The 26,086-nt window shown below is 41.0% G+C and carries 27 protein-coding genes; 4 read left to right on the top strand and 23 right to left on the bottom strand.

Features of this window, described 5'->3' with window-relative positions; all coding sequences use genetic code 11:
- Positions 1 to 22 precede the first annotated feature (22 nt).
- The 21 genes from G576_RS0102820 to G576_RS0102710 form a co-directional block, all read right to left on the bottom strand.
- A complete protein-coding gene (locus G576_RS0102820; RefSeq protein ID WP_027973291.1) occupies positions 23 to 1,279 on the bottom strand; it encodes a DUF2130 domain-containing protein in 1,257 nt (418 codons plus the stop codon).
- A 62-nt stretch (positions 1,280 to 1,341) separates the two neighbouring features.
- Entirely contained in the window at positions 1,342 to 2,298 is a 957-nt protein-coding gene (locus G576_RS0102815; protein ID WP_027973290.1) for an aromatic acid exporter family protein, read from the bottom strand.
- A gap of 723 nt (positions 2,299 to 3,021) precedes the next feature.
- Positions 3,022 to 3,705, bottom strand: a complete 684-nt coding sequence (locus G576_RS0102800) for a DnaD domain-containing protein (protein ID WP_027973289.1) — start codon at positions 3,703 to 3,705, stop codon at positions 3,022 to 3,024.
- On the bottom strand, positions 3,702 to 4,649 hold the full coding sequence (gene metA, locus G576_RS0102795; protein WP_027973288.1) for a homoserine O-acetyltransferase MetA: 948 nt from the start codon (positions 4,647 to 4,649) through the stop codon (positions 3,702 to 3,704). Before metA ends, G576_RS0102800 begins: the two co-directional genes overlap by 4 nt.
- 245 nt (positions 4,650 to 4,894) lie before the next feature.
- The gene (locus tag G576_RS0102790) at positions 4,895 to 5,413 is read right to left on the bottom strand and encodes an adenine phosphoribosyltransferase (RefSeq protein ID WP_027973287.1); all 519 of its coding nucleotides are present in this window, start codon (positions 5,411 to 5,413) and stop codon (positions 4,895 to 4,897) included.
- 165 nt (positions 5,414 to 5,578) lie between these two features.
- Positions 5,579 to 8,377 (bottom strand): isoleucine--tRNA ligase, encoded by a 2,799-nt coding sequence (gene ileS, locus G576_RS0102785; protein WP_027973286.1) that lies wholly within the window; start codon positions 8,375 to 8,377, stop codon positions 5,579 to 5,581.
- A gap of 346 nt (positions 8,378 to 8,723) precedes the next feature.
- Positions 8,724 to 9,500, bottom strand: coding sequence for a DivIVA domain-containing protein (locus G576_RS0102780; RefSeq protein WP_027973285.1), 777 nt, complete (start codon positions 9,498 to 9,500; stop codon positions 8,724 to 8,726).
- 10 nt (positions 9,501 to 9,510) lie between these two features.
- Positions 9,511 to 10,305: a YlmH family RNA-binding protein gene (locus G576_RS0102775; RefSeq protein ID WP_027973284.1), complete on the bottom strand. Its 795-nt coding sequence runs from the start codon at positions 10,303 to 10,305 to the stop codon at positions 9,511 to 9,513.
- A complete protein-coding gene (locus G576_RS0102770; RefSeq protein WP_027973283.1) occupies positions 10,299 to 10,577 on the bottom strand; it encodes a YggT family protein in 279 nt (92 codons plus the stop codon). The genes G576_RS0102775 and G576_RS0102770 overlap by 7 nt, the downstream gene beginning before the upstream one ends.
- Position 10,578: 1 nt before the next feature.
- Positions 10,579 to 11,139, bottom strand: coding sequence for a cell division protein SepF (locus G576_RS0102765; protein WP_027973282.1), 561 nt, complete (start codon positions 11,137 to 11,139; stop codon positions 10,579 to 10,581).
- Between the two features lie 11 nt (positions 11,140 to 11,150).
- Positions 11,151 to 11,822 (bottom strand): YggS family pyridoxal phosphate-dependent enzyme, encoded by a 672-nt coding sequence (locus G576_RS0102760; protein WP_027973281.1) that lies wholly within the window; start codon positions 11,820 to 11,822, stop codon positions 11,151 to 11,153.
- Positions 11,823 to 11,824: 2 nt separating this feature from the next.
- Entirely contained in the window at positions 11,825 to 13,099 is a 1,275-nt protein-coding gene (gene ftsZ / locus G576_RS0102755; protein ID WP_027973280.1) for a cell division protein FtsZ, read from the bottom strand.
- 20 nt (positions 13,100 to 13,119) lie between these two features.
- Positions 13,120 to 14,481, bottom strand: a complete 1,362-nt coding sequence (gene ftsA / locus G576_RS0102750) for a cell division protein FtsA (RefSeq protein WP_027973279.1) — start codon at positions 14,479 to 14,481, stop codon at positions 13,120 to 13,122.
- Between the two features lie 157 nt (positions 14,482 to 14,638).
- The gene (locus G576_RS0102745) at positions 14,639 to 15,328 is read right to left on the bottom strand and encodes a 5'-methylthioadenosine/adenosylhomocysteine nucleosidase (RefSeq protein ID WP_027973278.1); all 690 of its coding nucleotides are present in this window, start codon (positions 15,326 to 15,328) and stop codon (positions 14,639 to 14,641) included.
- A 22-nt stretch (positions 15,329 to 15,350) separates the two neighbouring features.
- Complete coding sequence (macP, locus tag G576_RS0102740; RefSeq protein ID WP_027973277.1) at positions 15,351 to 15,605, bottom strand: cell wall synthase accessory phosphoprotein MacP; 255 nt, start codon at positions 15,603 to 15,605, stop codon at positions 15,351 to 15,353.
- A complete protein-coding gene (locus G576_RS0102735; protein ID WP_027973276.1) occupies positions 15,602 to 16,159 on the bottom strand; it encodes an NUDIX hydrolase in 558 nt (185 codons plus the stop codon). The genes macP and G576_RS0102735 overlap by 4 nt, the downstream gene beginning before the upstream one ends.
- A gap of 109 nt (positions 16,160 to 16,268) precedes the next feature.
- On the bottom strand, positions 16,269 to 17,648 hold the full coding sequence (glmU, locus tag G576_RS0102730) for a bifunctional UDP-N-acetylglucosamine diphosphorylase/glucosamine-1-phosphate N-acetyltransferase GlmU (RefSeq protein WP_027973275.1): 1,380 nt from the start codon (positions 17,646 to 17,648) through the stop codon (positions 16,269 to 16,271).
- A gap of 503 nt (positions 17,649 to 18,151) precedes the next feature.
- The gene (locus G576_RS0102725) at positions 18,152 to 19,120 is read right to left on the bottom strand and encodes a Gfo/Idh/MocA family protein (RefSeq protein ID WP_027973274.1); all 969 of its coding nucleotides are present in this window, start codon (positions 19,118 to 19,120) and stop codon (positions 18,152 to 18,154) included.
- A gap of 16 nt (positions 19,121 to 19,136) precedes the next feature.
- Entirely contained in the window at positions 19,137 to 19,706 is a 570-nt protein-coding gene (locus tag G576_RS14025) for an acyltransferase family protein (RefSeq protein ID WP_083959915.1), read from the bottom strand.
- Positions 19,700 to 20,251 carry an acyltransferase family protein gene (locus G576_RS14020; RefSeq protein WP_027973272.1) on the bottom strand — a complete coding sequence of 184 codons (552 nt, stop codon included), beginning with the start codon at positions 20,249 to 20,251 and terminating at the stop codon, positions 19,700 to 19,702. Before G576_RS14020 ends, G576_RS14025 begins: the two co-directional genes overlap by 7 nt.
- A gap of 7 nt (positions 20,252 to 20,258) precedes the next feature.
- Complete coding sequence (locus tag G576_RS0102710; RefSeq protein WP_027973271.1) at positions 20,259 to 20,702, bottom strand: ASCH domain-containing protein; 444 nt, start codon at positions 20,700 to 20,702, stop codon at positions 20,259 to 20,261.
- Between the two features lie 315 nt (positions 20,703 to 21,017).
- On the opposite strand from G576_RS0102710, the gene G576_RS14015 reads away from it, so the two are divergent.
- Genes G576_RS14015 through G576_RS0102690 form a run of 4 tightly spaced genes read left to right on the top strand, consistent with a single transcriptional unit; the run spans position 21,018 to position 23,079 of the window.
- On the top strand, positions 21,018 to 21,146 hold the full coding sequence (locus G576_RS14015) for an SPJ_0845 family protein (protein WP_281168616.1): 129 nt from the start codon (positions 21,018 to 21,020) through the stop codon (positions 21,144 to 21,146).
- 18 nt (positions 21,147 to 21,164) lie between these two features.
- Complete coding sequence (locus G576_RS12175; RefSeq protein WP_037618326.1) at positions 21,165 to 21,368, top strand: glycine zipper domain-containing protein; 204 nt, start codon at positions 21,165 to 21,167, stop codon at positions 21,366 to 21,368.
- The gene (locus G576_RS0102695) at positions 21,365 to 22,267 is read left to right on the top strand and encodes a permease (RefSeq protein WP_027973270.1); all 903 of its coding nucleotides are present in this window, start codon (positions 21,365 to 21,367) and stop codon (positions 22,265 to 22,267) included. Before G576_RS12175 ends, G576_RS0102695 begins: the two co-directional genes overlap by 4 nt.
- The gene (locus G576_RS0102690; protein WP_027973269.1) at positions 22,264 to 23,079 is read left to right on the top strand and encodes a TIGR03943 family putative permease subunit; all 816 of its coding nucleotides are present in this window, start codon (positions 22,264 to 22,266) and stop codon (positions 23,077 to 23,079) included. Before G576_RS0102695 ends, G576_RS0102690 begins: the two co-directional genes overlap by 4 nt.
- Positions 23,080 to 23,394: 315 nt before the next feature.
- On the opposite strand, the gene G576_RS12170 is transcribed toward G576_RS0102690, so the two are convergent.
- Positions 23,395 to 23,709, bottom strand: a complete 315-nt coding sequence (locus tag G576_RS12170; protein ID WP_211218867.1) for a GNAT family N-acetyltransferase — start codon at positions 23,707 to 23,709, stop codon at positions 23,395 to 23,397.
- A gap of 215 nt (positions 23,710 to 23,924) precedes the next feature.
- Positions 23,925 to 25,988 carry a methionine--tRNA ligase gene (gene metG / locus G576_RS0102680; RefSeq protein ID WP_027973268.1) on the bottom strand — a complete coding sequence of 688 codons (2,064 nt, stop codon included), beginning with the start codon at positions 25,986 to 25,988 and terminating at the stop codon, positions 23,925 to 23,927.
- Positions 25,989 to 26,086: the final 98 nt, after the last annotated feature.

Below are 26,086 nucleotides of genomic sequence, written 5' to 3'. Positions count from 1 at the left end.
ATGGCAAAAAGCCGTGCGAAAGTCAATTTTTCTCTTTTTCCAACGCTTCAAACTTTGCTTTCATGGTCGGATTTTTACGTGTCAATTTTTTTACCGAGACATCTTCAAGCTTATTATTAGCTAGACGGAGCTGATTTTCAGATGTTGTCAAGGCTTTTTTGACTGCTTCCATACGGGCAATGGATTTGTCGATTTCCTCAATTGCTTTTTTAAAATTGTTACTAGCTGAATGATAATTTTTTGCAAAGGCCCTTTTAAAGGTTTCCAAATCTTCTTCAAAGTGGGTGATGTCTAGATTCTGTTCCCTGACTAAAGCAAGTTCCTGCTTATACTGCAAGCTATTAAGCGCAGCATTTCTCAAAAGCGTGATAATGGGAATGAAAAACTGGGGACGAACTACATACATTTTAGGATAGTGATAGGAAACGTCCACAATGCCGTTATTGTATAGCTCATTATCTGACTCAAGCAGAGAAACTAAGATGGCGTATTCGCAACTTTTTTCACGACGATCCTTATCCAGCTCCTTGAAAAAATGTTCATTTTTCTTCTTGGTCGCTGTCTCATCACCTTCATTTTTCATTTCAAACATGATGGAGATGATCTCTAACCCATTTTCATCATACTCCCGGTAAATGTAATCGCCTTTGGAACCGCTCTTGGCATCATTGTCCTTGCCAAACTCAGCACGCGGAAAAGCTGTCATACGTAAACGATTAAACTCATATTCACAGTGCTGTTCCAAACTCTCCCCAATCATCTTGGTTGACTGCTTAGCCTTAAAATCCTTATAATAGGCAATCAGTTCATCCTTTTGTGCCAGCTCCTGCTGGAACTGAGCCACCAAAGCCTGCTGAGCCAGAACCTCCTTTTGCTCCTGCAAAGCCAGTTGATGCTGAATAGCATCCTTCTCCTTCTCTAGCTGCAAAAGAGCCTGAGCCTTTTCCTGCTCCTTGCTCATTTCCAACTGCTCCAAACGCGCCTTTAACTGGGCGATTTCTTGGTCTTTTGGAAAAAGAGCAGAGCGAACTTCCAGTTCCTGCTGGCTAGATTGATTGGCCAGTTGGCTTTTTAGCTGTTCTAACTCCAAGTCCTTCTGAGCCAGTGCCGATTGAAGCTGATTTTTTGACTGTTCTGAAAGAAGTGCCGTCTCACGCTCCAAACGCTCATGAATCTCACGTTCAAACTCAGACCCACGAACTTGTTCTAAAAGCTGGGCGTATTCACTCTCATTGATAGTGAAAACTGTCTGGCAATGCGGACATTTAATCTCGTTCATACATCTTCCTCTCATCTAAACTGTAAGAAAATTATAACACAAAACCAGTCAAAATTGACTGGTCAACTATTTTGATATTCTTCATAAAAATCAACTTTCAGTTGGATAAAACGCTCCATATCATTGAGTAACTGAAAAAGAACAGCGCGTGTTTCAAATTCATCACGACTTTGTGGCAGAGGTCGTTGCCTAAAAAGTTCACGGAAGTCAGAAATGTCATCAAGTAAGGTTTTAGCCGGATTTTCTTGGGATAATTGCTGAGCGGTCTCATGAAAAAGGTGAGCTAGGATAACGCTTTCTCGGCTTTCTAGATGACAGGAGTTGACATTGATAGCCATCTGTCTTAAAAGTTTCGACTGATCCATTCGCATGTCAAAATAGTGAACCTGATAGTTGGTCTGGTGGAATAGGTGATTATTATGATCAAGATACACTAGATTCTGCGCTTGACTTAGGACTTCATCCAACTCATCAATTAACACACCTTCGTTTGTGCCATCACCCTTGAGTAAAAATTCATGAAAGCGGAGTAAAATAGCCTTTAACTGTTCTTCAACCTTGGTGTGATAAGCGTCAATCTCTTTTTGCTTTGATGGCATATAAAGATTAAGAACAAGGGCCACTCCCGCTCCAATCAAAAAGAGGGCTAGCTCATTCCACAACCAACTCATCGCTATGCTTTTTTCCAAATAAAGATGAAGAACCAAAACGGTAATGGGCGGAATACCAGACTCTAAACCAAAACGATAGGCTAAGGGAACATAGAGAGCCATGTAGAGGGCAATGACTGGTAGCCCGAAGCCTAAAGTGGCAAAGAGGAAGCTAGCAATCGCCAGCGCCATAAGCGCCGATAAAAAGCGCTGACGAGCAATTTTAAAGGAAGACCTACGAGTATCAAGGACGCTCAAAATGGCAATGATTCCTGCCGAAGTCGTATATGCGAGCCCAGCCCAATCAGCCAATCCAATAGCCAAAACTGTTGCTAGAACCAACTTAACCGTTCGCTGTAAGAGAGACATCTTTACTTCCTTCCATAAACAATAGTATCTCTAATTGTACCATAAAATCGCTTGAGGCAAGGGACTAGCAACTCATTTAAGAGATAAGAAGATGATTCATATTAAAAAATATATTAAGATCACTTATCTTTTGAGCAAGGGCAGAGCTATCAGCAGGAATTTGTTCATCCGCATACCTTGCCAAAGGAGCATAATCTCCCATTTAAACGCTGTAAAGCGAAGCCCCAAACATCATCTTATCATTTTTAACATTACCAAATGCCACAAAGTCACTGACCAAGAATTCCATATTCGCCCTTGCCTTATTCGTCTCGTGTAGATAGATGTAAATACATTTTTTGTGGGCAAACTAACTGATAGCAACGCTACCAAGCAGGGGTAGTTCATGAAGCCTATCCTCAACAAGATTCTCGTGTTGACTCATTTCAATAACCCTTTAACTAGGGCTTTCAATTCTGACAAGTCCATCCTCTGTGCCAATCCCAGAGGGTCAATAGAGGAATAAAATGGCATTTTTCAATTTGTTGATTACCATAATAACAATCATTACTGATAGCTTTCATATTTCCATATGATACTTTCAGATTATTCAAAAAGAGGCTGAGACAAAAGTCCTAGCCTTTATAGATGATTGCAGATAGGTGCCTTGATTAGAAGTTCTCATCCTTTGCGACACAGTGGATAGCGACTTTCCAAACTAATCTGTTCGGAGCTAGGACAACCTTAATCACTCCAGATGCTCATAGCTGATAAAAAGTCGTCTGAAACAGTGATCTTGTCAGGATTAATACGCTCGCGCTCCAAGCGACGTTCTTCAACCTGACGCAATGTCGTCACACCTTCGTTGCGCCAATTTCTCAGGATAGCTTGAATATACTTCCAGTTGGTCTTATTGTTGAAAACAGCTTCTCTCAAAGCCTCTCGAATAAGCTCAGGATCGGTTTTATCTTCATAAACCAACTTTTGTACATCTTCCAAAATCATAGGATTAAGCATCCCCATAGCTTGCTCCAAATCGTCGGTAAGCGCCTTAATTGCTTCTCCCTGTCCGATGTACGGCAAATTTTTGTCATCCGCCTTAACCTTATTGAGCAAGTTGTCCAACTTGGACAAAGCAGGGCTAGCATCAAAAATAACTTCCACTTCCCCAGCCAGCTCAATGGTTTTAACATCCAGTAAACCGGCCTTTTCCAAGCCAGAAATAATGCGATTAATGTCTGTTACCGTTTTCCCCATAGCCTGAGCAATCTGGCTTGAAGCCACCTCATCTAACTTTGTCGTATTTTGCAGATAAAAAAACTGCCAAACCACAAACTCATCTGTATTTGCAAAAAGCTCTTTGATGTGAAAAATAAGAGCCGATGGTAGGACAAGATTGCCCGATTGAAAGTGTTCTAAATAAGTCATTCTTCTCTTTCTTCTTCTACGGTTTGAGATAACTCTTCCAAGCGATAGGGGGTTTCTTGATAAACAGCGTAGTTGATCCAATTACTGAAAAAGGTTGCCGCGGCTAGATTCCAACGCATAGTGGGCACATTATCAGAATTATCTTCTGGAAAATAATTATCAGGTACGGAAATTTCCTTGCCTACCAAAATATCGCGTTCATATTCCTTTGCCAGAGTGTCACGGTCATATTCCAAATGCCCAAAACTATAGACATTCCGCATATCCTTACTTGCTAGCAAGGATAAACCAACACTATCGCCCTTAGCCAAAATGTCCAAGTCACTAATTTTGGCAACATCTTCTTCTAAAACCTCAGTGTAACGCGAATGTGGCGCCATAAAACTATCATCAAAACCTCTCATAAGAGGGCTTGTTCTGGCAATGACATCTTGACTGAAAATGCCAGACAATTTCCCTTCCTTGCGAAGCCATTTTTCAATACCATAGCGGAAATAAAGACCTGCCTGAGCACCCCAACAAAGATGGAGGGTCGAATAGACGTGGCTCTCCTTCCACACAAAAATCTTAGTCAGCTCCTCCCAATAATCAACCTCCTCAAAAGGCAAGGTTTCCACAGGTGCCCCCGTGATAATGAGTCCATCATAACGCTTATCCTTGATATCATCAAATGTCTTGTAAAAAGTCTCAAGATGATTAGCATGAGTATTTTTTGACTTATGGCTTTTCATGTAGATAAAATCAACATTTAGCTGAAGTGGAGTATTAGATAAATGGCGGAGCAGCTGCGTTTCTGTCGCTTCCTTAGTTGGCATGAGGTTAAGAATCAGGACAGATAAAGGACGAATGTCCTGATGATTGGCACGATTGTCATCCATAATAAAAATATTTTCCGCCCGCAAAACATCAACGGCTGGCAATTTCTTATCGAGGGTAATTGGCATAAACAAAATCCTAAGAGCGATAAAATAGACCTAAAATTATTTTATTCTGGACATAGGGAAATCTAAATTTCCACTTTCTACCAAGTGAGTTGAAAAATCAACCTCGCTCTCCCTTTCTAAAATATCATACTTTCATTATAGAGAATGGCGATATAGGTTTCAAATATGATTTTACTAGACTTAGTCATAGTTTGAAACTATACCACGAGACAAAGCCAGCCTGTAAAGTACTGACTCTAATACTTTTATCCTGGAAAGTTCATCAAGACTTTCACATCATAATCCCCAATAGCTTCACGTCCATTCAAACCATCGAGTTCGATGATAAAGGCACAGCCAGCTACCACACCACCAAGTTTTTCAATCAGCTCAATCGTCGCTTTAACCGTTCCGCCTGTTGCTAAAAGGTCATCAACGATAAGTACGCGTTGACCTGGTTTAACCGCATCTGAGTGCATGGTCAAAGTATCAAGTCCGTATTCTTTTTCATAGTCAGCTGAAACGACTTCGCGCGGTAATTTGCCCGGCTTACGAACAGGAGCAAAGCCAATTCCGAGTTCAACAGCTACTGGACATCCAATGATAAATCCACGAGCCTCGGGACCTACAATCATGTCAATATCATGGTCACATGCATACTGTGCAATCTCACGAATAGCATAGCTATAAGCTTTGCCATCAGCCATAAGTGGAGAAATATCACGAAAAGTGATACCCTCTTTAGGATAATTGTCGATAGATGCAATATATTGTGTTAAATCCATTGTATTTACTAGCGGAAAGCATCCGCTATCCTTTCTGAAGGGGAAGACCCAAAATGTTTTACTCTTTATTATAGCAAAAAAAGAGCAACTGGTCTAATTCCAGTTGCTCAAACAAGAGGTTAAACTGCTTTTAAATTTTAGAAGATCCAAGCTAGCTTAGCAAGATTATTTGACGTTAGCTTCAAATCCTTCTGCAACTGCTTCTGCATAGGCTGTTTCAACAATGTAAGCACAATGGTCACAGATGTAAGCATTGTAGCTACGATCTTTTGTCGTCTCATCCACACGACGGCAACGGTCGCAGACCTCGCCTGATGCATGGACAACTGTAAATGCAACATCATCAAATCTAATCGCATCAGCTGGCGCAGCTTCTTCAGTTACTGTCAATTGTGAGACAATAAGAAGTTGGGCAATATCACTGTTAAGTTTTTCAAGCAGGGCTTTGGTTTCACCTGAGGCATAGACAGTCAAGTTAGCCTCCAATGATTTACCGATAACTTTTGCATTACGAGCTTCTTCAAGAGCTTTTTGAGCCTGTGCTCGGAAGGTCATAAAGTCTTCCCAATCAGCAAGCAAAGTATCCGCATTTTCAAAAACTTCTACTTGAGGCATATCTGATAACTGAACAAATTCTTCTGACTCATGCTCAAGATATGACCAGATTTCTTCAGCGGTGTGAGGAAGGATTGGTGTCAAGAGCTTGGTGATTTTAACCAAAATGTTGTAGAAGACGGTTTGCATCTGACGGCGAACTAAGCTGTCAGATGCTTCAATATAAACTACGTCTTTAGCAAAATCAAGATAGAAGGCAGACAAGTCAATGGTGATAAAGTTATTTACCGCCTTGTAGATAGCCATGAACTCGTAATTATTGTAGGCAGAAAGGACAGTATCGACCAATTTGTTAAATTTAACAGTCATGTACTGGTCAACTTGACGAAGATTGTCAAAAGAAACGCTATCAGTATCTGGATTGAAATCGGATGTGTTTGCAATCAAGAAGCGAAGGGTGTTACGGATTTTACGATAGGTTTCAGATACCTGTCCAAGAATCTCCATGGATACCCGCACATCGTTAGAAGTGTCCACAGAAGTCACCCACAAACGCAAGATTTCCGCACCAAACTGTTTCTCCACATCGCTTGGAAGGATGGTATTACCCAATGATTTAGACATCTTCATACCTTTACCGTCTAGGACAAAGCCCTGTGACAAGACAGCCTTATATGGCGCATGACCATTTACAGCAACAGAGGTAATCAAGGATGAGTTAAACCAACCACGGTATTGGTCTGAACCTTCAAGGTAGAGATCAGCTGGGTAGGCAAGGTTTTCACGGGCGTTCATGACACCATTCCAAGAAGAACCTGAGTCAAACCAAACATCCATGATATCCGTTTCTTTAGTAAATTCGCCATTTGGTGAACCTGGATGAGTGAAACCAGCTGGCAAAAGATCTTTTGCTTCAGATTTCCACCAGATGATAGAACCATGCTCTTCAAAAAGGGTAGCAACGTGGTCTGTCACTTCCTTGGTCATAATCGCTGTACCATCTTCTGCATAGAAGATTGGAAGTGGCACACCCCAAGCACGCTGACGAGAGATGACCCAGTCACCACGATCACGGATCATGTTGTAAAGACGTGTTTTACCCCATGATGGATGGAAAGTTGTTTTTTCAATTTCATCAAGAATATCTTGTCGGAAGTCAGAGACAGAAGCAAACCACTGAGGTACTGCACGCCAGATGATTGGCTTCTTAGTACGCCAGTCAAATGGGTATGAGTGGTTGATGACTTCGCTAGCAAGCAAGAGGTCACCCAATTTTTCCTTGACGGTTGGAAGGACTTTATCATAAAATTGCCCTTGGAAATCTGGACCAGCCAATTCATTCATAAGTCCGCGCTCGTCAACTGTCACGTAAACTTCCAAGCCGTATTTCATACCAACATTGTAGTCATCCTCACCAAATGATGGTGCTGTATGAACAACCCCTGTACCAGATTCAGTCGTGACATGGTCCCCAAGGATTACCAATTCATCAACTTCCGTATCCCAAGGATGCTCAGTAACGATGTACTCAAAGTCGCTACCAGGGCGAACCTCAAGAATTTCAAAAGACTCCCACTCAAATTTTTCTGCCAATCTATCAACAAGGGCCTCGGCAAGCACATATTTACGGTCAGTACCTGCAGGCTTCACCACAGCATAGTTAATGTCTGCCCCCATGGTCAAACCACGTGAAGCCGTGATAGTAAATGGTGTTGTAGTCCAAACTACAATGTAAGAATCGGCATCCAGAATACCTTTACCATCCTTAACTTTATTGGCATAGTAAAGAGAGGTTGAATCAATATCGTGATACTCAATCTCGGCTTCTGCAAGGGCAGACTCAGATGACCATGACCAATAAACAGGCTTAGCACCGCGGTAGATATAGCCCTTGTCTGCCATGGCACCAAAGACACGGATTTGAGCTGCTTCATAGTCTTTAGACAAAGTGATGTAAGGATTATCAAAATCGCCAGACATTCCTAAACGTTTAAAATCCTCCCGTTGCTTGTCAACCTGACTAAGCGCATAGTCACGACACATTTCAAGGTATTCGACCAAGTCCATTTCCTTGCGTTTGACACCTTGTTTTGCCAAGACCTGCTCAATCGGAAGACCGTGCGTATCCCAACCAGGTACATAAGGTGCTCGGAAGCCTGACATAGACTTAGAACGAACGATGATGTCTTTTGAAATATGATTCAAAGCATGTCCAACGTGGATATTTCCGTTTGCGTATGGAGGGCCATCGTGGAGGTGGAAGGCTGGCTTGCCTACGTTGAGTTCTTGACGACGGGCATACAAGTTTGCTTCATCCCAGGCCTTTTGCCATTCTGGCTCACGTGTTGGTAAGCCTGCACGCATTGGGAAGGCCGTTTTTCCAAGATTTAGGGTTTCTTTTAATTTCATTGTACTTCAATCTTTCTATATCATTTAATGAAAAAGGTACCACAATATATCATCCAAAGGACGATTGCTCGTGGTACCACCTTAATTCAGCCTGAGGTAGTCTTACTGCCTCAAGCTCTCTTTGGTCGATAAGGCAACCACGCCTCCTAGCTTAATAGCTCAGCTTTCAGCTAGAATACAGGAAGAGGATAATTTTATCGGAGAGATTGCAAGGCTCACACCACCCCTTACTCGCTTAACATATCACGATAAAACTGTGTTCTTCATTAATATTAGGGACAAACTTATCGTTACGTCCACTCATCTTCAATTTTCATATCCGGAGAAAACCGTTCAAAGAATACTATTATTCCTCAAATTTTACAGTAAACGTTTGTGTGTCTGTTGAAACTTCTTCATTTACTTCAGCTGGAACTTCTTCAAAAAGATGATCCTGCTGAGCTTGAGCATTTTCCAACTCCAAGTTTGCTTCCGCAACACGACGATAGATTTCTTCCATCTCTTCTGGAGTAAACTGGCGAGTGGCATCAAATGTCACAGGCTCATCGGTATCTGAAAAGTTCTCTTGAAGAACTTTTTCAACGACATCTTTGAAGGCAGCATCTGAATTTTGAAGGTAAACAGCTGTCGGTTGCAGGAGTTCTTGCCACTCTGGTGAATTTACCAGATTTACTTGGCTCTCCATAGCTGACAAAAGACGTTGATGGAAGTGACGACTTTGACGTTTTAATTCCTCTGTCTCAACAGCAACACGCTTAGCATTATCAGTCGCATCTCGTAGGATCTCATTAGCTTTCATTTTTGCTTCTTCAATTAAATGTTGAGAGTCATATGTAGCCTTATTGATGACATTAGTAGCTTCTGTTTGGGCAGACGCTTTCACTTTATCAGCTGTCTCTTGTGCCAATAAAACTGACTGCATCAATGATTCTTTCATGTCATTAAAATAAGCCAACTTTTCTTCCAAGTCGCGAATACGCAGTTCTTGCTCGCGGTTAGCACGTGTCAAAGCCTCGTAATCATCTGTAACGATATCCAAAAAGTCATTAACTTCATCTTCGCTGTACCCACGGAATTTTACTTTAAACGTTTTATCTTTAATATCAAGTGTCGTTAAAGCCATTAGTTTCTCCTCATAGTTCTGTTATTTTTTCTATTGTAAGTTTAATTTTTCCTGATTTACTATAACCCTTTTGCTGAGCAATCTGATAGCGCCCATAGCCACGAATACTCAGCAAATCCCCAACTTCAAGTTCTTGAGAACTTTTCCCTAAACTAGCATAGTTGAGTTTAACCCATTCCTTATCAAAAAGTTTCGTCACATTGCTGCGAGATAAGCTCAGAGTTTCTGAAACAATGGCATCCGCTCGCCAACTAGCCACCAAAATCTCCTGACTTTGACGATGGACAAGCAAAGGGAGCAAGTGATTAAGCTCTACTTCTTTCAGAGCAACTGTAACCTTACCAATTTTTGTGATATTTTGGACAAAGTAGGACGCCATAGATGATTCGACCAGAATCTGTGCCTTACCCTCTGCTAGCAAAATGTCACCAAAAATACTGCGCTTGACCCCCAGCTGATTTATCAAAGTTCCCATAATCTGACGATGAGTTAGATGGTTGAACTTAGGATTGTAAGATAATTCAAGCAGACTAATTCCAAAATCATTCAAATCCAAGGTATAGTAATCTGGCGCGACTAAGACTTTGGCATACTCTGTATCATAATAGTCTGTCGAAAAATAAGCACTCAGACCAGCCTGATTAATTAGACTTGATAAAATGGAAACCTGTCTTGGATTGAGAAATTCTGTCACCCGAAAAGCATAAGTGGCTTTAACTTGCTCTATTAAGTCAAAACTTTTCTCAATGAAAACCTGCTCATCAGGACGGAAATGCTGATAGATAGCTCTGCCATTATTTACCATAGGGTGAAAATCATAGCATAAAGCTGAAGTAATAAGTAACGGACAAAGTTCAAAGCGGCAAATACCACTAAGACTGTGATATCAACAACTCCAAATCGCAAGTTGAGTTTACGAAATGGTTTCAAGAGAGGCTCAACAAAGTAGCATATCCAGCCTCCAAGTGTCGTTTGATAGGCACCTGGAAACCACGACATGAGGGCATAAACACCCAGCAACAACATGTAGACCTCAATCACTTTGAATAAGATGCCAAAAACATAAGCAACTAGCATATTATCGTCTCTTCATATCGTAATCAAAACTCGAAGACTCGCCACGATGTCCGACTTCAGACAAGCCCAAGTCCTCAATATCAACCACAACATTAGCTGGTGTCAAAAGGTACATTGATGAGCTAACCTTTTGCAAATTTCCAAAAAGTACCGTACTGGCACCGCTTAAGAAATCTAGACACCGTCTCGCTGGGGCATCTAGCATATATTGAAAATCAATCAGGACACTCTCATTTTCAATCAAAAGATTAACGATTTCAGGTGCATCCTCGTATTGACGCGGGTATTTAATTGCAATTTTTGTCTTTTCTATGACTGGAGCATTCTGCATCATTTGTTCACGTTGCTGTGCTAGAGTTGATCCAGCTTCAACCACTGGTCGCAAATGCGATTGGTCTCTGGCTGGCACTCGCTGTGTTTCCTGACGACGAGGTGCAGGTTGAACGGGTGCAACTGGTCGGGCAGGCTCTTGATATTCTGAAGTTTCGAACTCTTCAATCTCAGATACTTCATCAGTATCAAAATATGAGATGAAATTATTTAGACGTTCCTTAAGTCCCATGTGTCCTCCATTTATTTAAAGAATGCCGTTCCAATACGCACGAAAGTGGCACCTTCTCGAATGGCAATTGGATAATCGCCAGACATTCCCATACTAAGTTCTGTCATTGGCATATTCTTTATTTGTTTTTCTTTTAACAGTTCCTGTAAAACTTTTGTTTTTTGAAAAATATCTACCAAGGTTTCTTCGTCTGCCTCAAATGGAGCCATTGTCATGAGACCAACGATTTCAAGGTTGTTTAAGTTTTCTAATTCAGGCAAAACGTCATCTAGTTCTTCAATTGAAAATCCATGTTTAGTATCTTCACCTGAAATATTAACTTGTAAAAAGCATTTTATGGTATGCTGAGCCCTTTTTTGGATTTCCTGAGCCAATTTTACTGAATCAAGCGCATGAAAATAATCAACTAAGTTAATGACTTCCTTAACTTTTCGTCTCTGCAGACTACCAATTAGATGCCATTTAAGATTTTCGCTTTTCAAAGCCTCATACTTTTCAAGAAACTTATCCACACGATTTTCACCGATATGGCGAACGCCAGCTTTTACAAGCTGGCTAGCCATGTTATGATCAACATATTTTGTCACTGCTATGACAGATACTGAATCAGTTGGACGTCCTGCTTGCTCGCAGGCATTTGCAACCGACTTAAACACTTTTTCAACTCGACTTTGTAATGTCATAATTAACGATTTTTAAAGAATGGAGGTGTTTCCAACTCATCGTCCCCTTCAAAGCTATCTTTAAAACTTGTTACAGAGAGTTGGCTATCCAATTCGCCTTCTGTTGGGCGCGCGATGGGTTCACGACGAAGGTTCCAATCGCCAAATGGACTCTGTGTTGGCGTTTGAGTTTGGGTAGTTCCTTGACTCGTTGGAACTTCTGAGCTTTCAGCCATGTCAAATTGAGCTGGTGCTTGACGATGATGCGGAGTACTCGCTTGTGTGAAGTTACGCTGTTGAGGTTGCGATTGTGCAAAACCACCAATAACACGTTGTGTCTTTTCCTGACCTACACCAGTTGCAACAACTGTTACACGAATTTCATCACGCATATCTGAGTCAATTGATGTTCCCAACCAGATATTGACATTGCTTCCAGCAGCTTGGCTAACAATCTCAGATGCTTCTTCAGCCTCAGTAAGGGTCATGTCGAGGCCACCAGTGACGTTGACAATAACATCTTGGGCACCATCAATAGTCGTTTCAAGAAGTGGAGAGTAAATTGCTTTACGCGCAGCTTCAACGATTCGTTCTTCACCTGAACCGATACCGATTCCCATGAGGGCGTTACCTTTATTCGCCATAACTGTTTTAACATCGGCAAAGTCAAGGTTGATAAGTCCTGGACTTGTGATAAGATCCGTAATACCTTGAACACCTTGGCGAAGAACATTGTCTGCTTCACTAAGTGCTTCCATAAGCGGAGTCTTTTTGTCAACAATTTCAAGGAGATTGTTATTTGAAATAATGAGGAGAGTATCCACGTGTTCACGCAACTCTTGAATTCCTTCAATCGCAAAGTTACCGCGTTTATTTCCCTCAAAACCAAATGGACGAGTGACAACAGCAACTGTTAAAGCACCTAGACCTTTAGCGATACGCGCAATAACTGGAGCAGCACCTGTGCCTGATCCTCCACCCATACCTGCAGTAATAAAGACCATATCTGCGCCAGCGAGTGCTTCTGTCAGAACTTCTTCACTTTCTTCAGCAGCCTTACGACCAACCTCAGGCTGTCCTCCAGCACCAAGCCCACGAGTTAATTTAGGGCCTAACTGAATCACCGTTTCAGCTTTTGAAGAACTTAGAGCTTGAATATCTGTATTAGCTGCGATAAATTCAACACCCGCTACACCTTCATCAATCATACGGTTGATAGCATTGCCACCACCACCACCGACACCGATTACTTTAATGATTGCGCCGGTTACAGACGCTGCATCAAATGAAAATACCATTTTTTTCCTCACTTTAATATTTAATCAAACATAGAACCGAAGATACTGCGAACACGGTCACCCAACTTAGGTTTGTCAGCAACTTTCTCAGTAGCTTGAGCAGATGGTTCAGCTGGGGGAACTGCTGGCACTGAACGAGTTGGCGGTGGGGTCACTGCCTGGATAGAACTCGTTGGATAAGTCGGGGTAACGTCAATTGGCTTACGACGAAGAAGCTCCTCATTATGAACTGCATTTTGCGCAATTGCTTCAACTTCGGTCATGTTACCAACGTACTCAACTAAACTGATGACATTAGCAAACATTGGGTTGCGAATTCCAACTTGATTTGGAATGTAAAGTTTAACATTGGTGCCAAAAACTTTTTCAGCTAGTTCAACAACACCTGGCAAGATTGCACCACCACCGGCAAGAACAATCCCACCTGGCATTTCAAGCACACGTCCACGATCCAAATCTTGTTTAACACGCTCTAGGATATGACGAATACGTGCAGAGATTATTTCCGCTAGGTAGCGCTCACTGACATCAATCGGGCTAGTTTCACCAACTACATCCACTTGAACAGTTTCTGTGGTGCTTGCTGCTTCAACATTGGCATTCCCAAAGTTAAATTTAAGTGCTTCTGCAATATCCCGTGACGTCTTAAGAACCTTAGAAATATCCTTAGTCACATAATCTCCACCTTCTGGATAAATATTGGTGTATTGTAATTCCTGATTTCTCATAGAAGCAACAGTCGTTTGACCACCACCCATGTCAATCACTGTAGCACCAAATTCACGTTCACCTTCGTTAAGCACTGTTTGTGCCATAGCAAGAGGTGAAATGACAATATTTTCAAGTGCAATTCCTGCTTTTTCAACTGATTTACGTAAATTGTGCAGAATAGTACTTGGACCAGTATAAAGAATACCACGCATTTCTAAGCGAATTCCCATCATGCCACGAGGGTCTTTGATGCCCTGGAAGCCATCAATGATAAATTCCTCAGGAATCAGGGTAATCACTTCGCGCTCAGGGGTAACGCTCTTTGTCAAAGCTGACTTCACGACGCTATCAACATCTTCATCACGAATTTCTTTTGTCTCACTTGGGACCGGAATCATCCCTTGAGTCCCTTCAATTTGCAAACTGTTTGCAGGCAGGCTGACATTGACTTTTTCAATGTTTACTCCTGCTTTTTCCTCAGCTTGCTCAATAGCAGTTTTAATAGCACCAGCTGCTGCGTCAATATCAACGATAATGCCATCTTTGACACCTGCACTTTTAACCTTGCTAACTCCGATAACATTCATTTCGCCACCGATAAATTCAGCGACCAACACCTTAATAGTGCTTGTTCCAATATCTAGACCTGTAAAAAAGCCACTTCTAGCCATTCACTTGACTCCCATTCTTGCTGTTCTTGTTGGTAATTTTTGCTATTTTACCACCTTACGCTATTATATCATAAAAAAACACAAATTGTCTGTAATTTCTGTTTTTTTCAAGATATTATAGTAAGTTTTTTGCTTCTGTTACACCAGAGTCATCTTTTTACAATAGTTGTAAAAATTCTAAAAGGGTTTGAGCAGACTTAGCTCCTGCTTGGACGACAAAATCATCAAAACTGATGTTTGCATCGTGGTTGGCTGTATCACTCATGGCACGGACAACCACAAATGGTTTTCCAATATTTTGTGCCGCTTGCGCAATAGCTGCGCCTTCCATCTCAACAGCTAAAACATCAGGAAACTGACTCTTGATTATATCGATTTTTTCCTGACTCGCAATAAAACTATCGCCCGTCGCAATGAGTCCGATGTGGCTTGGTAAGCCTTGCTTTTTCAAGGCTTGCTCAAAAATCGTCACCAAGTGACTATTGCTTTCAAAATACAGTGGTTGCCCTGCCATTTGCCCAAAAGTATAACCAAAAGCGGTCACATCAACATCATGGTAAGCAAGTTTACTAGCAACGACAACGTCTCCGATAGCCAGTCCCTCAGCTACTGCTCCAGCAGAACCCGTATTGATGAGGGCGTCAACCTCAAAGTGGTCTGCAAGTATGGCAACACTCATAGCTGACATGACTTTGCCAATACCAGATTGCACCAAAACCACCTCATGCTGGCCAAGTTTTCCCTTATAATAAGTTTTTCCGAGAACCTCTATCTCAGTCGCTTCTTGAAGATGAGGCAATAAGGTGCGCAATTCTTCTTCCATGGCAGCGATAATACCAATTTTCATCTGAAGACCTTTCTTAATGATGTTACCAATTAAAAATAGCGTACATGAGGAGAGCTAGAAGGAGCAATATCACAACTAAAATCAGGTTTAGTTTGCGACGAAATTGATTTTTCTTAGCATTTTCAATGCGACGACTTTTAATCATCCGGTCGATGTCAATTTCTTCAAGTCTTATGGTCTGACCTGTCTTTAGTTCATGTTCATGAAGTAAGTCTTCCAGAGTTTCTCCTCTGTTATATCGCTCAATAATCTCATCTGTCAAAAGCGGTTTGCTCACGACACATTTCCTCCAATTGTTAAGGCATAATACTGTAAAGCCATAATAGTCTTCGCATCGCAAATCCGACCTGTTTTAATCATGTCCATACACTCTTCCAGACTGAGTTCGAAAAGCTCAAGAACTTCATCGTGGTCTTTTGGTCTGGGATTTGGCACCTTAACTAGGTTGGTTGCTAGATAAAGCTTGATTTTTTCATTACAAAAACCAATAGCTGTGTAGAAATCATAAATGGGGCTTAAGTCGCCTTGGTAACCCGTTTCTTCTTCGAGTTCACGAGCTGCTGCTTCAAGTTCTGAGCCATTTTCTCCAACTTCAAGCTTGCCTGCTGGAATTTCATAGGAAATTTTTTCAATAGCTTTACGATACTGTTTGACAAGAATAATTTTATTTTCTGATGTCACTGCTAGAATAGCCACGGCTCCCTTGTGGAAAATCAGCTCACGCTTGGCTGTGCCTAGTCCATTTGGCAGTTCAACATCATCAACAGCAACTGTGAAAATATGGCCCTCAAACTTGATATCGCGCTTCAGCGTTTTTTCTTCAAATTCCATGATTTCACCCCTTAATCTCATTTATACTTTTCAATTCTACTATAATTTAAGCAGAATTGCTATTTTTAGCACAATTTAGACAAAAAACCTCCTTAATGGAGGCTTGATATTAGTGATTATTTGGGTGGTGAGGCAGGCGTTTAGCATAGTCGTCCTTATTGTCTTGGCGACTGCGACCAATAGCTACACTGTCTGCTGGTACATTTTTGGTGATGGTTGAACCTGCTGCTGTCAGTGAACGGTCACCGATTTCAAGCGGAGCAATGAGGGTAGAGTTTGAACCGATAAAGACATTATTACCGATAGTCGTTTTGTACTTATTTTTTCCATCGTAATTGACCGTGATGGTGCCAGCACCAAAATTAACGTCTGCCCCAACCTCAGCATTACCGATATAAGTCAGGTGGCCTGCTTTGCTATTTTCTCCAATAGAAGAACCTTTCACTTCAACAAAATTTCCAATATGGACGTTTTGTTGAAGGGTTGAGCCTGGACGAATGTGAGCGAAAGGTCCAATGGTGACCCCCTCTTCTACAGTTGATTCCTCGATCATAGAATTGGTGATGGTAGTCTTTTGACCAATGACAGAGTCAACAATGTAAGTACCGTTAGTTAGGAGACTTTCAGCTCCAATCTTAGTTTGCCCCTTGAGGGTAACATTTGCTTCAATGATAACGTCTGGCTCAACCTCAACATCAACCTCAATGTAAGTTGTCTCAGGATTTTGGAAAGAAACACCATTAATCATATGAGCTTTGTTGATGCGGCTACGCATTACTGTCTCAGCTGTTGCAAGGGCAAGGCGGTCATTGACTCCCAAGCTCTCATCAAAATCACGAAGAACATAGGCGCCAACCTTTTCTCCATTTTCACGGAAGATTGAAATAACGTCAGTCAGGTAATATTCGCCCTGAGCGTTGTCTGTATTGATGTTTTTCAGAGCTTCAAAGAGACGTTTATTGTCAAAGACGTAGGTTCCGGTATTGATTTCTTTAACCTGCTGTTCAAATTCTGTCGCATCTTTTTGCTCAACAATTTTAGTCACTTCACCATGTTGATTGCGGATAATACGTCCGTAGCCAAATGGTTCTTCTGCCGTCGCTGTCAAAATGGTTGCGACATTTTTATGGTTGACATGAAAATCAATCAGATTTTTCAGGCTATCGCCAGTGATTAATGGCGTGTCGCCAGCGATAACCAATGTTTGACCTTCTAAGTCAGCTAGCTCTGCTTCTGCCATCATAACAGCATGACCTGTTCCCAGTTGTTCCGTTTGGAGTGCGAAAGATGATTTGTCTGCAAGAACTTCGCGTACCAGCTCTGCCTTATGACCGATAACCGTCACATTTTTTTCAGGAGAAAGGACAGAGACAGCTCGAAAAACATGTTCAAGCATAGTAATTCCAGCAACTTTGTGCAAGACTTTTGGCAGGTCAGACTTCATGCGAGTCCCTTTACCTGCTGCCAATATAATAGCGTAATTAGACATAAGATTTCCTACTTCACATATTATTTTTTCCATTATATCATAAGTCCTTAAAAAAACTCAAAATAGTTTTAAAGCTATTCTTATTTAAAATCAAAACACTCCGATATGACGAAGTGCTTATCTTATTATTCACCCAACTGTACAGGACTTGTTCTTTTCTTTTTGAACGAGAAGGTCTTATCAAAAGTAGGGCTTTGGTATTTTTTATAAGGCTCATGCAAATAAGTTCCAAATAACTTTTTCACATCTGTCTAATCCATTAAAATCCTCTAAGCAGTCCGAGCTGGAACTGTGTCATTTATCTTTCGAAATCCCAAGTCTTAGCTGGTTTGCATCGTCTTTTCTGAAAATAGGAAAAACTATTTTTGATAGAGAAGTTTAGCAGGATTTTTTAACGGAGAGAGTATTATTCCTATGGCATGTGGATTGATAAGTACCAGAAATCTTTCATCTAATCTCTTTTTCTTAATGTGGCCATTCATGATAGACTGTCACTCATCATACTAGCTATCCATCCCTTGAATAGCTTCTTCTAAGACTTCCATAACAAGGCGACTATGGGCAAGTGCCTGGTCACGCGCAACCAAATCATTAGCTCTAATCAGATGCTCAAATGCGGTAAATTCAGCATGCATGCGGTGATGAGGTGTATTTTTATCATTGACTTGAGCTTCTTGTCCATTTAGACTGAGGCTAACTTGAGGCATGGTGTTGGTCGGTCCTAAAATCGCCATTGAACCCTTGTCTCCTTGAATGGTTGACTTGATTTCTGCTGAGCAATCCTTGGCAGCGATAGCCACAGCTTTAAAATTCTTGTAATCAAGAACCAAAACGCCAGAAGTATCCACTCCACGCTCCATATTTGGTAAATAGAAGACTTCTTCTGGTTTCCCAAAAAGGCCAACTAGAAGGTGAATATTGTAAATGTTTAGGTCACGAAGCGCCCCTCCTCCCATGTCTGGGTTAAAAGCTGGCGCTATCTCGCCTCGTTTAAAAGCATCATAGCGTGAACTGTATTGAGAGTAGTTACATTCCACGATTTTTATCTCTCCCAGCTGAGATAAATGATCCTTGATATAGTGAAAATTTCCCAAATACTGATTGGTAATAGCTTCCAACAGCATAAGATTTTTCTGCTCTGCTATTGCCACCAAATCCTCAAACTCAGAAAGCGTTAACGTAAAAGGTTTCTCACAAATCACATGCTTGCCTGCCAAAAGCGCCTCTCTTGCATAAGCATAGTGGGTGTGGTTGGGCGTCCCAATATAAATCGTGTCAATGGCAGAGCTGGCCAAGATGTCAGCGTAATCGCTGGTCGCAAGTCCAATCTGGTACTTGCCTGCAAGCTCCTTTGCCCTTTCAAGGCTGCGCGGTGTCGACAAAATTCCTGCCAACTCAATTCCATCAATTTCCGTCAAAACAGGCAAGACTTCCTTGACAATCATGCCTGTACCTAATAAAGCTAGTTTCATTTATATTCTCCAAATCTTATTTTACTAATTTTCCAGTAAATAGTTTATCAAGTATTTTAACACTCTTGATTATTTTTACAGAAAATAGACTAAGTAACATTGCTCCAAGAAATAGCGCTACCAATATCAAAAAAGTTGATGTGATAGACAGTTTTTTCAACAAAATGGCTATTACTGCCAAAAAATAGGTGTGTAGTAAGTAAATATAAAGCGAGTTTTGTCCTAAGTCTCTAACTCTCTTATTCCCGTATTCAATAAGATGCTTAGTAAACTCAAATAAAACAATGGTCATTGCAAAAGCATTTACATACCGCAAAAAAGTAGCGATGGATATGTCTTTTGTCACACCTCCAGTCAATCCCTCATTCAAGTAAAAAGCATAATAAATAATATAACTTAATAAAATTATTATGGCAGTCATTCTCGATTTACGAGTAAAAATACTTATTTCTTCATATTTTGAGAGGCAATATCCCAGATAATAGAACATTGGCAAAGAGGTTAGATGTTGTATGCTCAGTGGTAACTGTGACAAATGCAGTGGGCCACCAAAGAAAATGGCTAGAATGATAAATCCTGCTAACAAAACTGTACGGTATCTTTGACTGACTGACTGACTGACTGACTGACTGACTGACTGACTGACTGACTGACTGACTGACTGACTGACTGACTGACTGACTGACTGACTGACTGACTAGTATATCTTTTCCATACTAAGAATACAAGTGTCATAATGATTAAAAACCAAATATACCAAAGAGTGGTATCAGGAATTAGAATATTAACCAAAAGAGAGGTTGAGGTTACCTTATCAATAGTGAATTGTGAAAAAAGGTATTTGACGAATACGACACTCGTTCCAAATACTAAATAAATCTGAACAAGACGATATAAATAAGCCATTATTCTATCAGTATCAATACCATTTTTCACGTATATTTGATAAAAAGAATAACCATTGATAAAAACAAAGAATGGCATTAGAAAACTGTGCAGCCAATTTTCACTGAACCAAAACAGTGCGTCCGGTAATGGTAACACATGACGAGTATAACCGAGGCTATGCACCAAGACCACCAAAATGATGCCAAATCCACGTAAATCATCAATCAGCGTATTTCGTTTCATAAATTCACTACTCCTTTGGATAAACCACTTCAAATTCTTCTAAGACAATTTTACTTTCTTTTGTAAAAGGTAGGCCTACTTCTTCAAAATAAGGTTTAAAAAACGCCTCATGAACCTTGCGCCAATAGTCCAAGGTTCTATCCCCCTCACCTTCTTTATAGGCGTGCTCTGCTGAAACTTCATTGAAGGGACAAATTGAAACATCTGTGATTTTGATAATACAGACAGCATTATCTTGACTGTCTAAGATGACATCATAAGTCCCCCTTTGGGGCAATGACTCACCATCTAGCTGATAAAGATCGAAAGCTGAGGCTGTAGCAGTTTTGGTACCATCCAAAACCAGCTGCGCCAAGACATCAGGTTCGGCACCAAATGCCCATGCTTCAAATTCCTCTCCGATTGAGGGGGTGATTTTCTTGTATTCATTCCATAATTGACTGGCTTTCATCATAGCTCCTTTTCCCTTTTATTATAGCACAAAGCCCCGAGGTTGCGGGGCTTGACGGTGTTTATAATATTCTTGGCTATTGTATTTGTAACTGCTGAGCCACAGAGGGACAAGAAGAATGGCAATTAAGCCTAGTTGACACCTTTCAAGAACAGCCTCTATGAGAAAATGAAGCAATTTTGCTCCGCATTTTTCTAATGTTGAGTCATTAGTTGATGACGTGCCAAAACTTCTGCCAACACTAACCCAGTTTTTCAAAAGGACACTTTCACTGATTGTGATATAATAGTAGAAAATAAGAAATGAGGATTAGCTATGGCAATTACTTATAAAAAACAAGATGATTTGGAAAAAGTTTTAGAGGCCTTTGCAAAACTCCCTGACCTTGAAAAAGTCACCTTTCCAGATCCGCTGTCTAAGGAAAAATCTGATGAGAAGAAATAAAGGAATAGGGGGCCAGAGATGAGAAAAATAGAAAAAATCAACTCTAAAGAAGGTAATCGTTTAGCTGTAGGTATTGCACTGGGCATGAGTCTAGGAGCTGGGCTAGGTATCATCGTTGGTTCATTTTTTGATAACATGTCGCTAGGTCTCTCTTTGGGTTCTTCTATCGGATTGGGTAGCGGAATCATCTTCTCTTTACTAACTCAAGAAACAGGTGAATGATGTTTAACTTTCTTCCTAACCATGTTTTGCAGTGGCTGGCTGTCTTTCTCTCCATAATCATTGAAGCTCTGCCCTTTGTCCTTATCGGAGCTATTTTATCAGGTATTATCGAGGTCTTTGTGACTCACTCGGTCGTGGAGCGTTTACTGCCTAAAAACAGAATTTTGCGTATCCTTTTTGGCACCTTGATTGGCTTTGTCTTTCCCTCTTGTGAGTGCGGCATTGTTCCTATTGTTAACCGCTTTTTAGAAAAAAAGGTTCCCAGCTACACTGCTGTTCCCTTCCTCGCTACTGCTCCTATCATCAACCCTGTCGTGCTTTTTGCAACCTATTCAGCTTTTGGAAATAGCTGGCGCTTTGTGGCTTTACGACTTATAGGAGCTATTGCGGTTGCTCTTATCTTGGGACTGTTGCTAGGTTTTGTCCTTGATGACAATATCCTGAAAGAAAGTGCCAAGTCTGCCCATATCCATGACTATTCCAACAAAACTTTTGGTCAGAAAATCTTCTATGCTTTAGCACATGCCATTGATGAATTTTTCGACGTGGGACGCTATTTAATTTTTGGGACTTTGGTGGCTTCTGCTATGCAGATTTACCTGCCAACGCGGATTTTAACCTCAATCAACACAAGTCCTGTCTTTGGTATTTTAATTCTCATGCTTATGGCATTTATCTTGTCTCTTTGCAGTGAAGCAGACGCTTTTATCGGAGCTTCCTTACTTTCAAGTTTTGGACTTGCGCCAGTTATGGCCTTTCTCCTTATCGGACCAATGGTCGACATCAAAAATCTGCTGATGATGGCTAAGTCTTTCAAGACTTCCTTTATTGTCTTTTTTGTTGGAACCTCTAGTCTCATGGTTATCATATACTGCTTACTTTTGGGGGTGATGGGATGATACGATTTCTCATTTTGGCGGGCTATTTTGAGATGTCCATGTACCTGTATTTATCGGGAAAACTGGATCAGTACATCAATACCCACTACACTTATCTGGCTTACATTTCGATGGTGCTTTCGCTGATTCTTGCTATCGTTCAGCTGCTTATCTGGATGAAAAATCTTAAGATGCACAGCCACTTATCTGGAAAAATAGCGGTGCTAACTAGTCCTATGATTTTGGCTTTTCCTGTCTTCGTTGCTCTGTTTGTTCCTACCGTAACGCTGGACGCAAAAACGGTTTCTGCTAAGGGTTACAACTTTCCTATGGCAGCTGGATTTGATGCCGATGTGGCCGCTCAGGAAGGATCAGACGTACAGTACCTAAGACCTGATACCAGTCTCTATTTCACCGCTAACGGTTATCAGAAAGAGATGCAAAAGTCCCTATCAAAATATGTTGATGCTGAAAAAATAGACATCACAACTGACAACTATATGGAGGTCATGGAGTTAATTTACCTCTATCCTGAGTCGTTTTTGGGAAAAAGCATCTGCTTCACAGGCTTTGTCTACAAGGAGCCAGGACATGTGGGCTATCAATTTCTTTTTCGTTTTGGGATTATCCACTGTATCGCAGATTCTGGCGTCTATGGGCTTCTGACTACTGGTGGTCAAGCAAACTACGACGACAACAGTTGGGTCACCGTGACTGGTAAACTCAAACTAGAGTACAATCAAAAACTTGAACAAACCTTACCAGTCCTTTACATAGAGGATGAAAAACAAGTCAACCAACCTGAGAATCCTTATGTTTACAGAACCTTTTGAAGTGACAGTCTAGCAAATACGATTTTTCTAAAAAGTCTTTAAATATTTCGCTTTGATAACCTATTAATGGCAACCTATGACGTTAGCCATTTACATCGTATTTTTAGTCTACATAGAAAAACTAACCTACCACAAATGTGATAGGTTAGTTTTGTTAATAATGAGCATTGGATAATATCCTGCCTCTTATCACAGAGACTAAACTGGGTGACCATCATTCTACGCTCGAAGACCTAAAGTCTCTGGTATCAAGTACGATGTCCTTGCAGACTCGATCCTATGACAAGACGAAGTAAAGATTCTGTTTCACGTATTCTACAATTTATAGTGCATAAAGTTCTCGTGTTTCACGAATCCGGAATCTGTATACAAGAGTGTCCCCATGTCAGATGTCGTCATTTGAACTGTTCCACAACCATGCATTCTTGCTTCATTAACTACTCTTGTCAGCAGTTCTTTTGCAATACCTAGTCGGCGATAATTCGGGTCAGTAAACATACTTGATAATAATCCAACCCGTCCGTTTGGACAGCCAAAGTGAGGTGGCTTCTCAACACAGGACATCCCACTCATACCAATAGTTTTATCCTTGTCCAAACCCAACCAAGAAACGAAAGTCCCGTCAGCCATGTGGCGATTGTAATAATCTTTCAGAGCAGGAACAAGGTCGATATCTTCCTTTGCACCCTCCTCTCGGAGTTGCTAGACACGAATGTTAATAAAGATGCCCAGCTCATTTTCTGTCAGCTTTTTATAATGTATTGTCATTTTTTCTGATGAATGAATATTGGACTAAATTCTTTAACTTAATGACATGAAGAGAAAACCTGACTTATTTTGGTTTCTTATCCGATTACAGAACCATTTGGTACTGATGGGTCAACTGTAAGAACAGTCAATTTACCATCATGTTCGGCTGATAGAATCATACCTTGGCTAACGTATTTTTTCATCATTTTTCGTGGTTTGAGGTTAGCTACGATTTGAAGTTTTTTGCCCACTAATTCTTGCTCATTTGGATAGAATTTGGCGATACCAGATAAGATTTGGCGATCTTCCCCATCACCAGCATCAAGTCGGAAGTTGAGCAATTTGTCTGAACCTTCAACTTTTGAGACTGCTTTTACCTCAGCAACGCGGATTTCAACGGCGTCAAATGTCTCAAATTTGATTTCCTCTTTAGAAGATTTGAGTTCGACTTCTTCAGGGGTCCATTCTTTTTCTACAACTGGTTTGCCAGCATTCATTTGGCCTTGGATGTAGGCAATTTCTTCCTCCATATCCAGACGTGGGAAAATTGGTGTCCCTTTAGCCACAACTTTAAGACCAGACGGAAGACCAGACAATTCTAAGTTTTCAAGATCAAAGCTGTCGCCTAGACCAAGTTGCTCCATGATAGCGTTAGAAGTTGTCATCATGAATGGTTGAATGAGGTGAGCAACCACCCTCAAGCTTGCCACAAGGTGAGCCATAGCGGCTGCCAAAGCTTCTTTATCACCACCTTCTTTTGCCAAGACCCAAGGAGCTGTCTCATCAATATATTTGTTAGTACGTGAAATAATGTTCCAAACCGCTTCAAGGGCGCGTGGGTAGTCAACCGCATCCATGTTCTTGTGGTAGGCTATAAGATTGTCAGCTACGACTGCTGCTAAATCAGCATCAAAGTCGGTCACATTTTCAACATAAGCTGGAATGTCTCCACCGAAGTACTTGTTAATCATGGCAACTGTACGGTTAAGCAGATTTCCAAGGTCATTAGCCAACTCATAGTTGATACGAGCTACATAGTCTTCTGGTGTGAAGGTACCGTCTGAACCAACTGGAAGACTACGCATGAGGTAATAACGGAGAGGATCAAGACCAAAACGTTCTACCAACATTTCTGGGTAAATGACGTTACCCTTAGACTTAGACATTTTACCATCTTTCATGACAAACCAACCGTGAGCAATGAGGCGGTTTGGCAATGGCAAGTCAAGCGCCATAAGAATGATTGGCCAGTAGATAGAGTGAAAACGGAGGATATCCTTACCAACCATGTGATTAACTTCAGGATTGACAGTAAAATCCCAAGTCTTTCCATTTTCATCAGTCCAAGATTTAGTCACAGTCTGACCCAACCAAAATTTTTCAAAGTTTTCTGAATCTGCTTGACCATAACCAAGAGCTGTTGCATAGTTAAGCAAAGCATCAATCCAGACGTAAACAACATGCTTTGGGTTTGACTTGACTGACACACCCCAAGTAAAGGTTGTACGAGATACGGCTAAATCTTCAAGACCAGGTTCGATGAAGTTTTTCAACATTTCATTCATACGACCATTAGGGCTGATAAAGTCAGGATTGGCTTTAAAGAAGGCTTCCAAATGTTTTTGGTACTTGCTGAGTTTGAAGAAGTATGATTCTTCTGAAACCAACTCAACTTCGTGACCAGATGGAGCCACACCGCCAATAACATTCCCCGCTTCATCGCGGAAGACTTCTGCTAATTGACTTTCTGTGAAAAATTCCTCATCTGATACAGAGTACCAGCCTTGGTATTCACCCAAGTAGATATCACCCTGCGCCAGCAATTTTTCAAAAACGTCAGAAACGACCGTTTCATGGTAATCATCCGTCGTGCGGATAAACTTGTCATAGCTGATGTCCAGCAATTTCCAAAGCTCTTTAACACCCACCGCCATCTCGTCAACATAGGATTGTGGTGTAATACCAGCTTCTTCAGCCTTGGTCTGAATTTTTTGGCCGTGCTCATCAAGTCCAGTCAGGTAGAAAACATCCTTATTCATCAGGCGTTTGTAGCGCGCCAAAACATCACAGGCAATGGTCGTGTAGGCAGAACCGATGTGGAGTTTACCAGATGGGTAGTAAATCGGTGTGGTAATGTAAAATGAATTATTTAAAGTCATAATAGTTCCTTTCAAGGCAAATGAGACCTTTTATTTGGATTAGCTGACCTAAGTCAGTTCAATCTTCATTATTATATCATTTTTGCTCAGTAAAAAAA

The organism is Streptococcus porci DSM 23759 (assembly GCF_000423765.1).
Classification (GTDB): domain Bacteria; phylum Bacillota; class Bacilli; order Lactobacillales; family Streptococcaceae; genus Streptococcus; species Streptococcus porci.
The sequence above is the reverse complement of the archived record's forward strand: the minus strand, read 5'-3'. Positions and strand labels throughout refer to the sequence as shown.

Bases quoted from the DNA above. Each gene is read 5' to 3' on its own strand.
- G576_RS0102820 (WP_027973291.1), bottom strand. From the start codon at position 1,279: ATGAACGAGATTAAATGTCCGCATTGCCAGACAGTTTTCACTATCAAT.
- G576_RS0102815 (WP_027973290.1), bottom strand. From the start codon at position 2,298: ATGTCTCTCTTACAGCGAACGGTTAAGTTGGTTCTAGCAACAGTTTTG.
- G576_RS0102800 (WP_027973289.1), bottom strand. From the start codon at position 3,705: ATGACTTATTTAGAACACTTTCAATCGGGCAATCTTGTCCTACCATCG.
- metA (WP_027973288.1), bottom strand. From the start codon at position 4,649: ATGCCAATTACCCTCGATAAGAAATTGCCAGCCGTTGATGTTTTGCGG.
- G576_RS0102790 (WP_027973287.1), bottom strand. From the start codon at position 5,413: ATGGATTTAACACAATATATTGCATCTATCGACAATTATCCTAAAGAG.
- ileS (WP_027973286.1), bottom strand. From the start codon at position 8,377: ATGAAATTAAAAGAAACCCTAAATCTTGGAAAAACGGCCTTCCCAATG.
- G576_RS0102780 (WP_027973285.1), bottom strand. From the start codon at position 9,500: ATGGCTTTAACGACACTTGATATTAAAGATAAAACGTTTAAAGTAAAA.
- G576_RS0102775 (WP_027973284.1), bottom strand. From the start codon at position 10,305: ATGGTAAATAATGGCAGAGCTATCTATCAGCATTTCCGTCCTGATGAG.
- G576_RS0102770 (WP_027973283.1), bottom strand. From the start codon at position 10,577: ATGCTAGTTGCTTATGTTTTTGGCATCTTATTCAAAGTGATTGAGGTC.
- G576_RS0102765 (WP_027973282.1), bottom strand. From the start codon at position 11,139: ATGGGACTTAAGGAACGTCTAAATAATTTCATCTCATATTTTGATACT.
- G576_RS0102760 (WP_027973281.1), bottom strand. From the start codon at position 11,822: ATGACATTACAAAGTCGAGTTGAAAAAGTGTTTAAGTCGGTTGCAAAT.
- ftsZ (WP_027973280.1), bottom strand. From the start codon at position 13,099: ATGGTATTTTCATTTGATGCAGCGTCTGTAACCGGCGCAATCATTAAA.
- ftsA (WP_027973279.1), bottom strand. From the start codon at position 14,481: ATGGCTAGAAGTGGCTTTTTTACAGGTCTAGATATTGGAACAAGCACT.
- G576_RS0102745 (WP_027973278.1), bottom strand. From the start codon at position 15,328: ATGAAAATTGGTATTATCGCTGCCATGGAAGAAGAATTGCGCACCTTA.
- G576_RS0102735 (WP_027973276.1), bottom strand. From the start codon at position 16,159: ATGGAATTTGAAGAAAAAACGCTGAAGCGCGATATCAAGTTTGAGGGC.
- glmU (WP_027973275.1), bottom strand. From the start codon at position 17,648: ATGTCTAATTACGCTATTATATTGGCAGCAGGTAAAGGGACTCGCATG.
- G576_RS0102725 (WP_027973274.1), bottom strand. From the start codon at position 19,120: ATGAAACTAGCTTTATTAGGTACAGGCATGATTGTCAAGGAAGTCTTG.
- G576_RS14020 (WP_027973272.1), bottom strand. From the start codon at position 20,251: ATGAAACGAAATACGCTGATTGATGATTTACGTGGATTTGGCATCATT.
- G576_RS0102710 (WP_027973271.1), bottom strand. From the start codon at position 20,702: ATGAAAGCCAGTCAATTATGGAATGAATACAAGAAAATCACCCCCTCA.
- G576_RS14015 (WP_281168616.1), top strand. From the start codon at position 21,018: ATGGCAATTACTTATAAAAAACAAGATGATTTGGAAAAAGTTTTAGAG.
- G576_RS12175 (WP_037618326.1), top strand. From the start codon at position 21,165: ATGAGAAAAATAGAAAAAATCAACTCTAAAGAAGGTAATCGTTTAGCT.
- G576_RS0102695 (WP_027973270.1), top strand. From the start codon at position 21,365: ATGATGTTTAACTTTCTTCCTAACCATGTTTTGCAGTGGCTGGCTGTC.
- G576_RS0102690 (WP_027973269.1), top strand. From the start codon at position 22,264: ATGATACGATTTCTCATTTTGGCGGGCTATTTTGAGATGTCCATGTAC.
- G576_RS12170 (WP_211218867.1), bottom strand. From the start codon at position 23,709: ATGGCTGACGGGACTTTCGTTTCTTGGTTGGGTTTGGACAAGGATAAA.
- metG (WP_027973268.1), bottom strand. From the start codon at position 25,988: ATGACTTTAAATAATTCATTTTACATTACCACACCGATTTACTACCCA.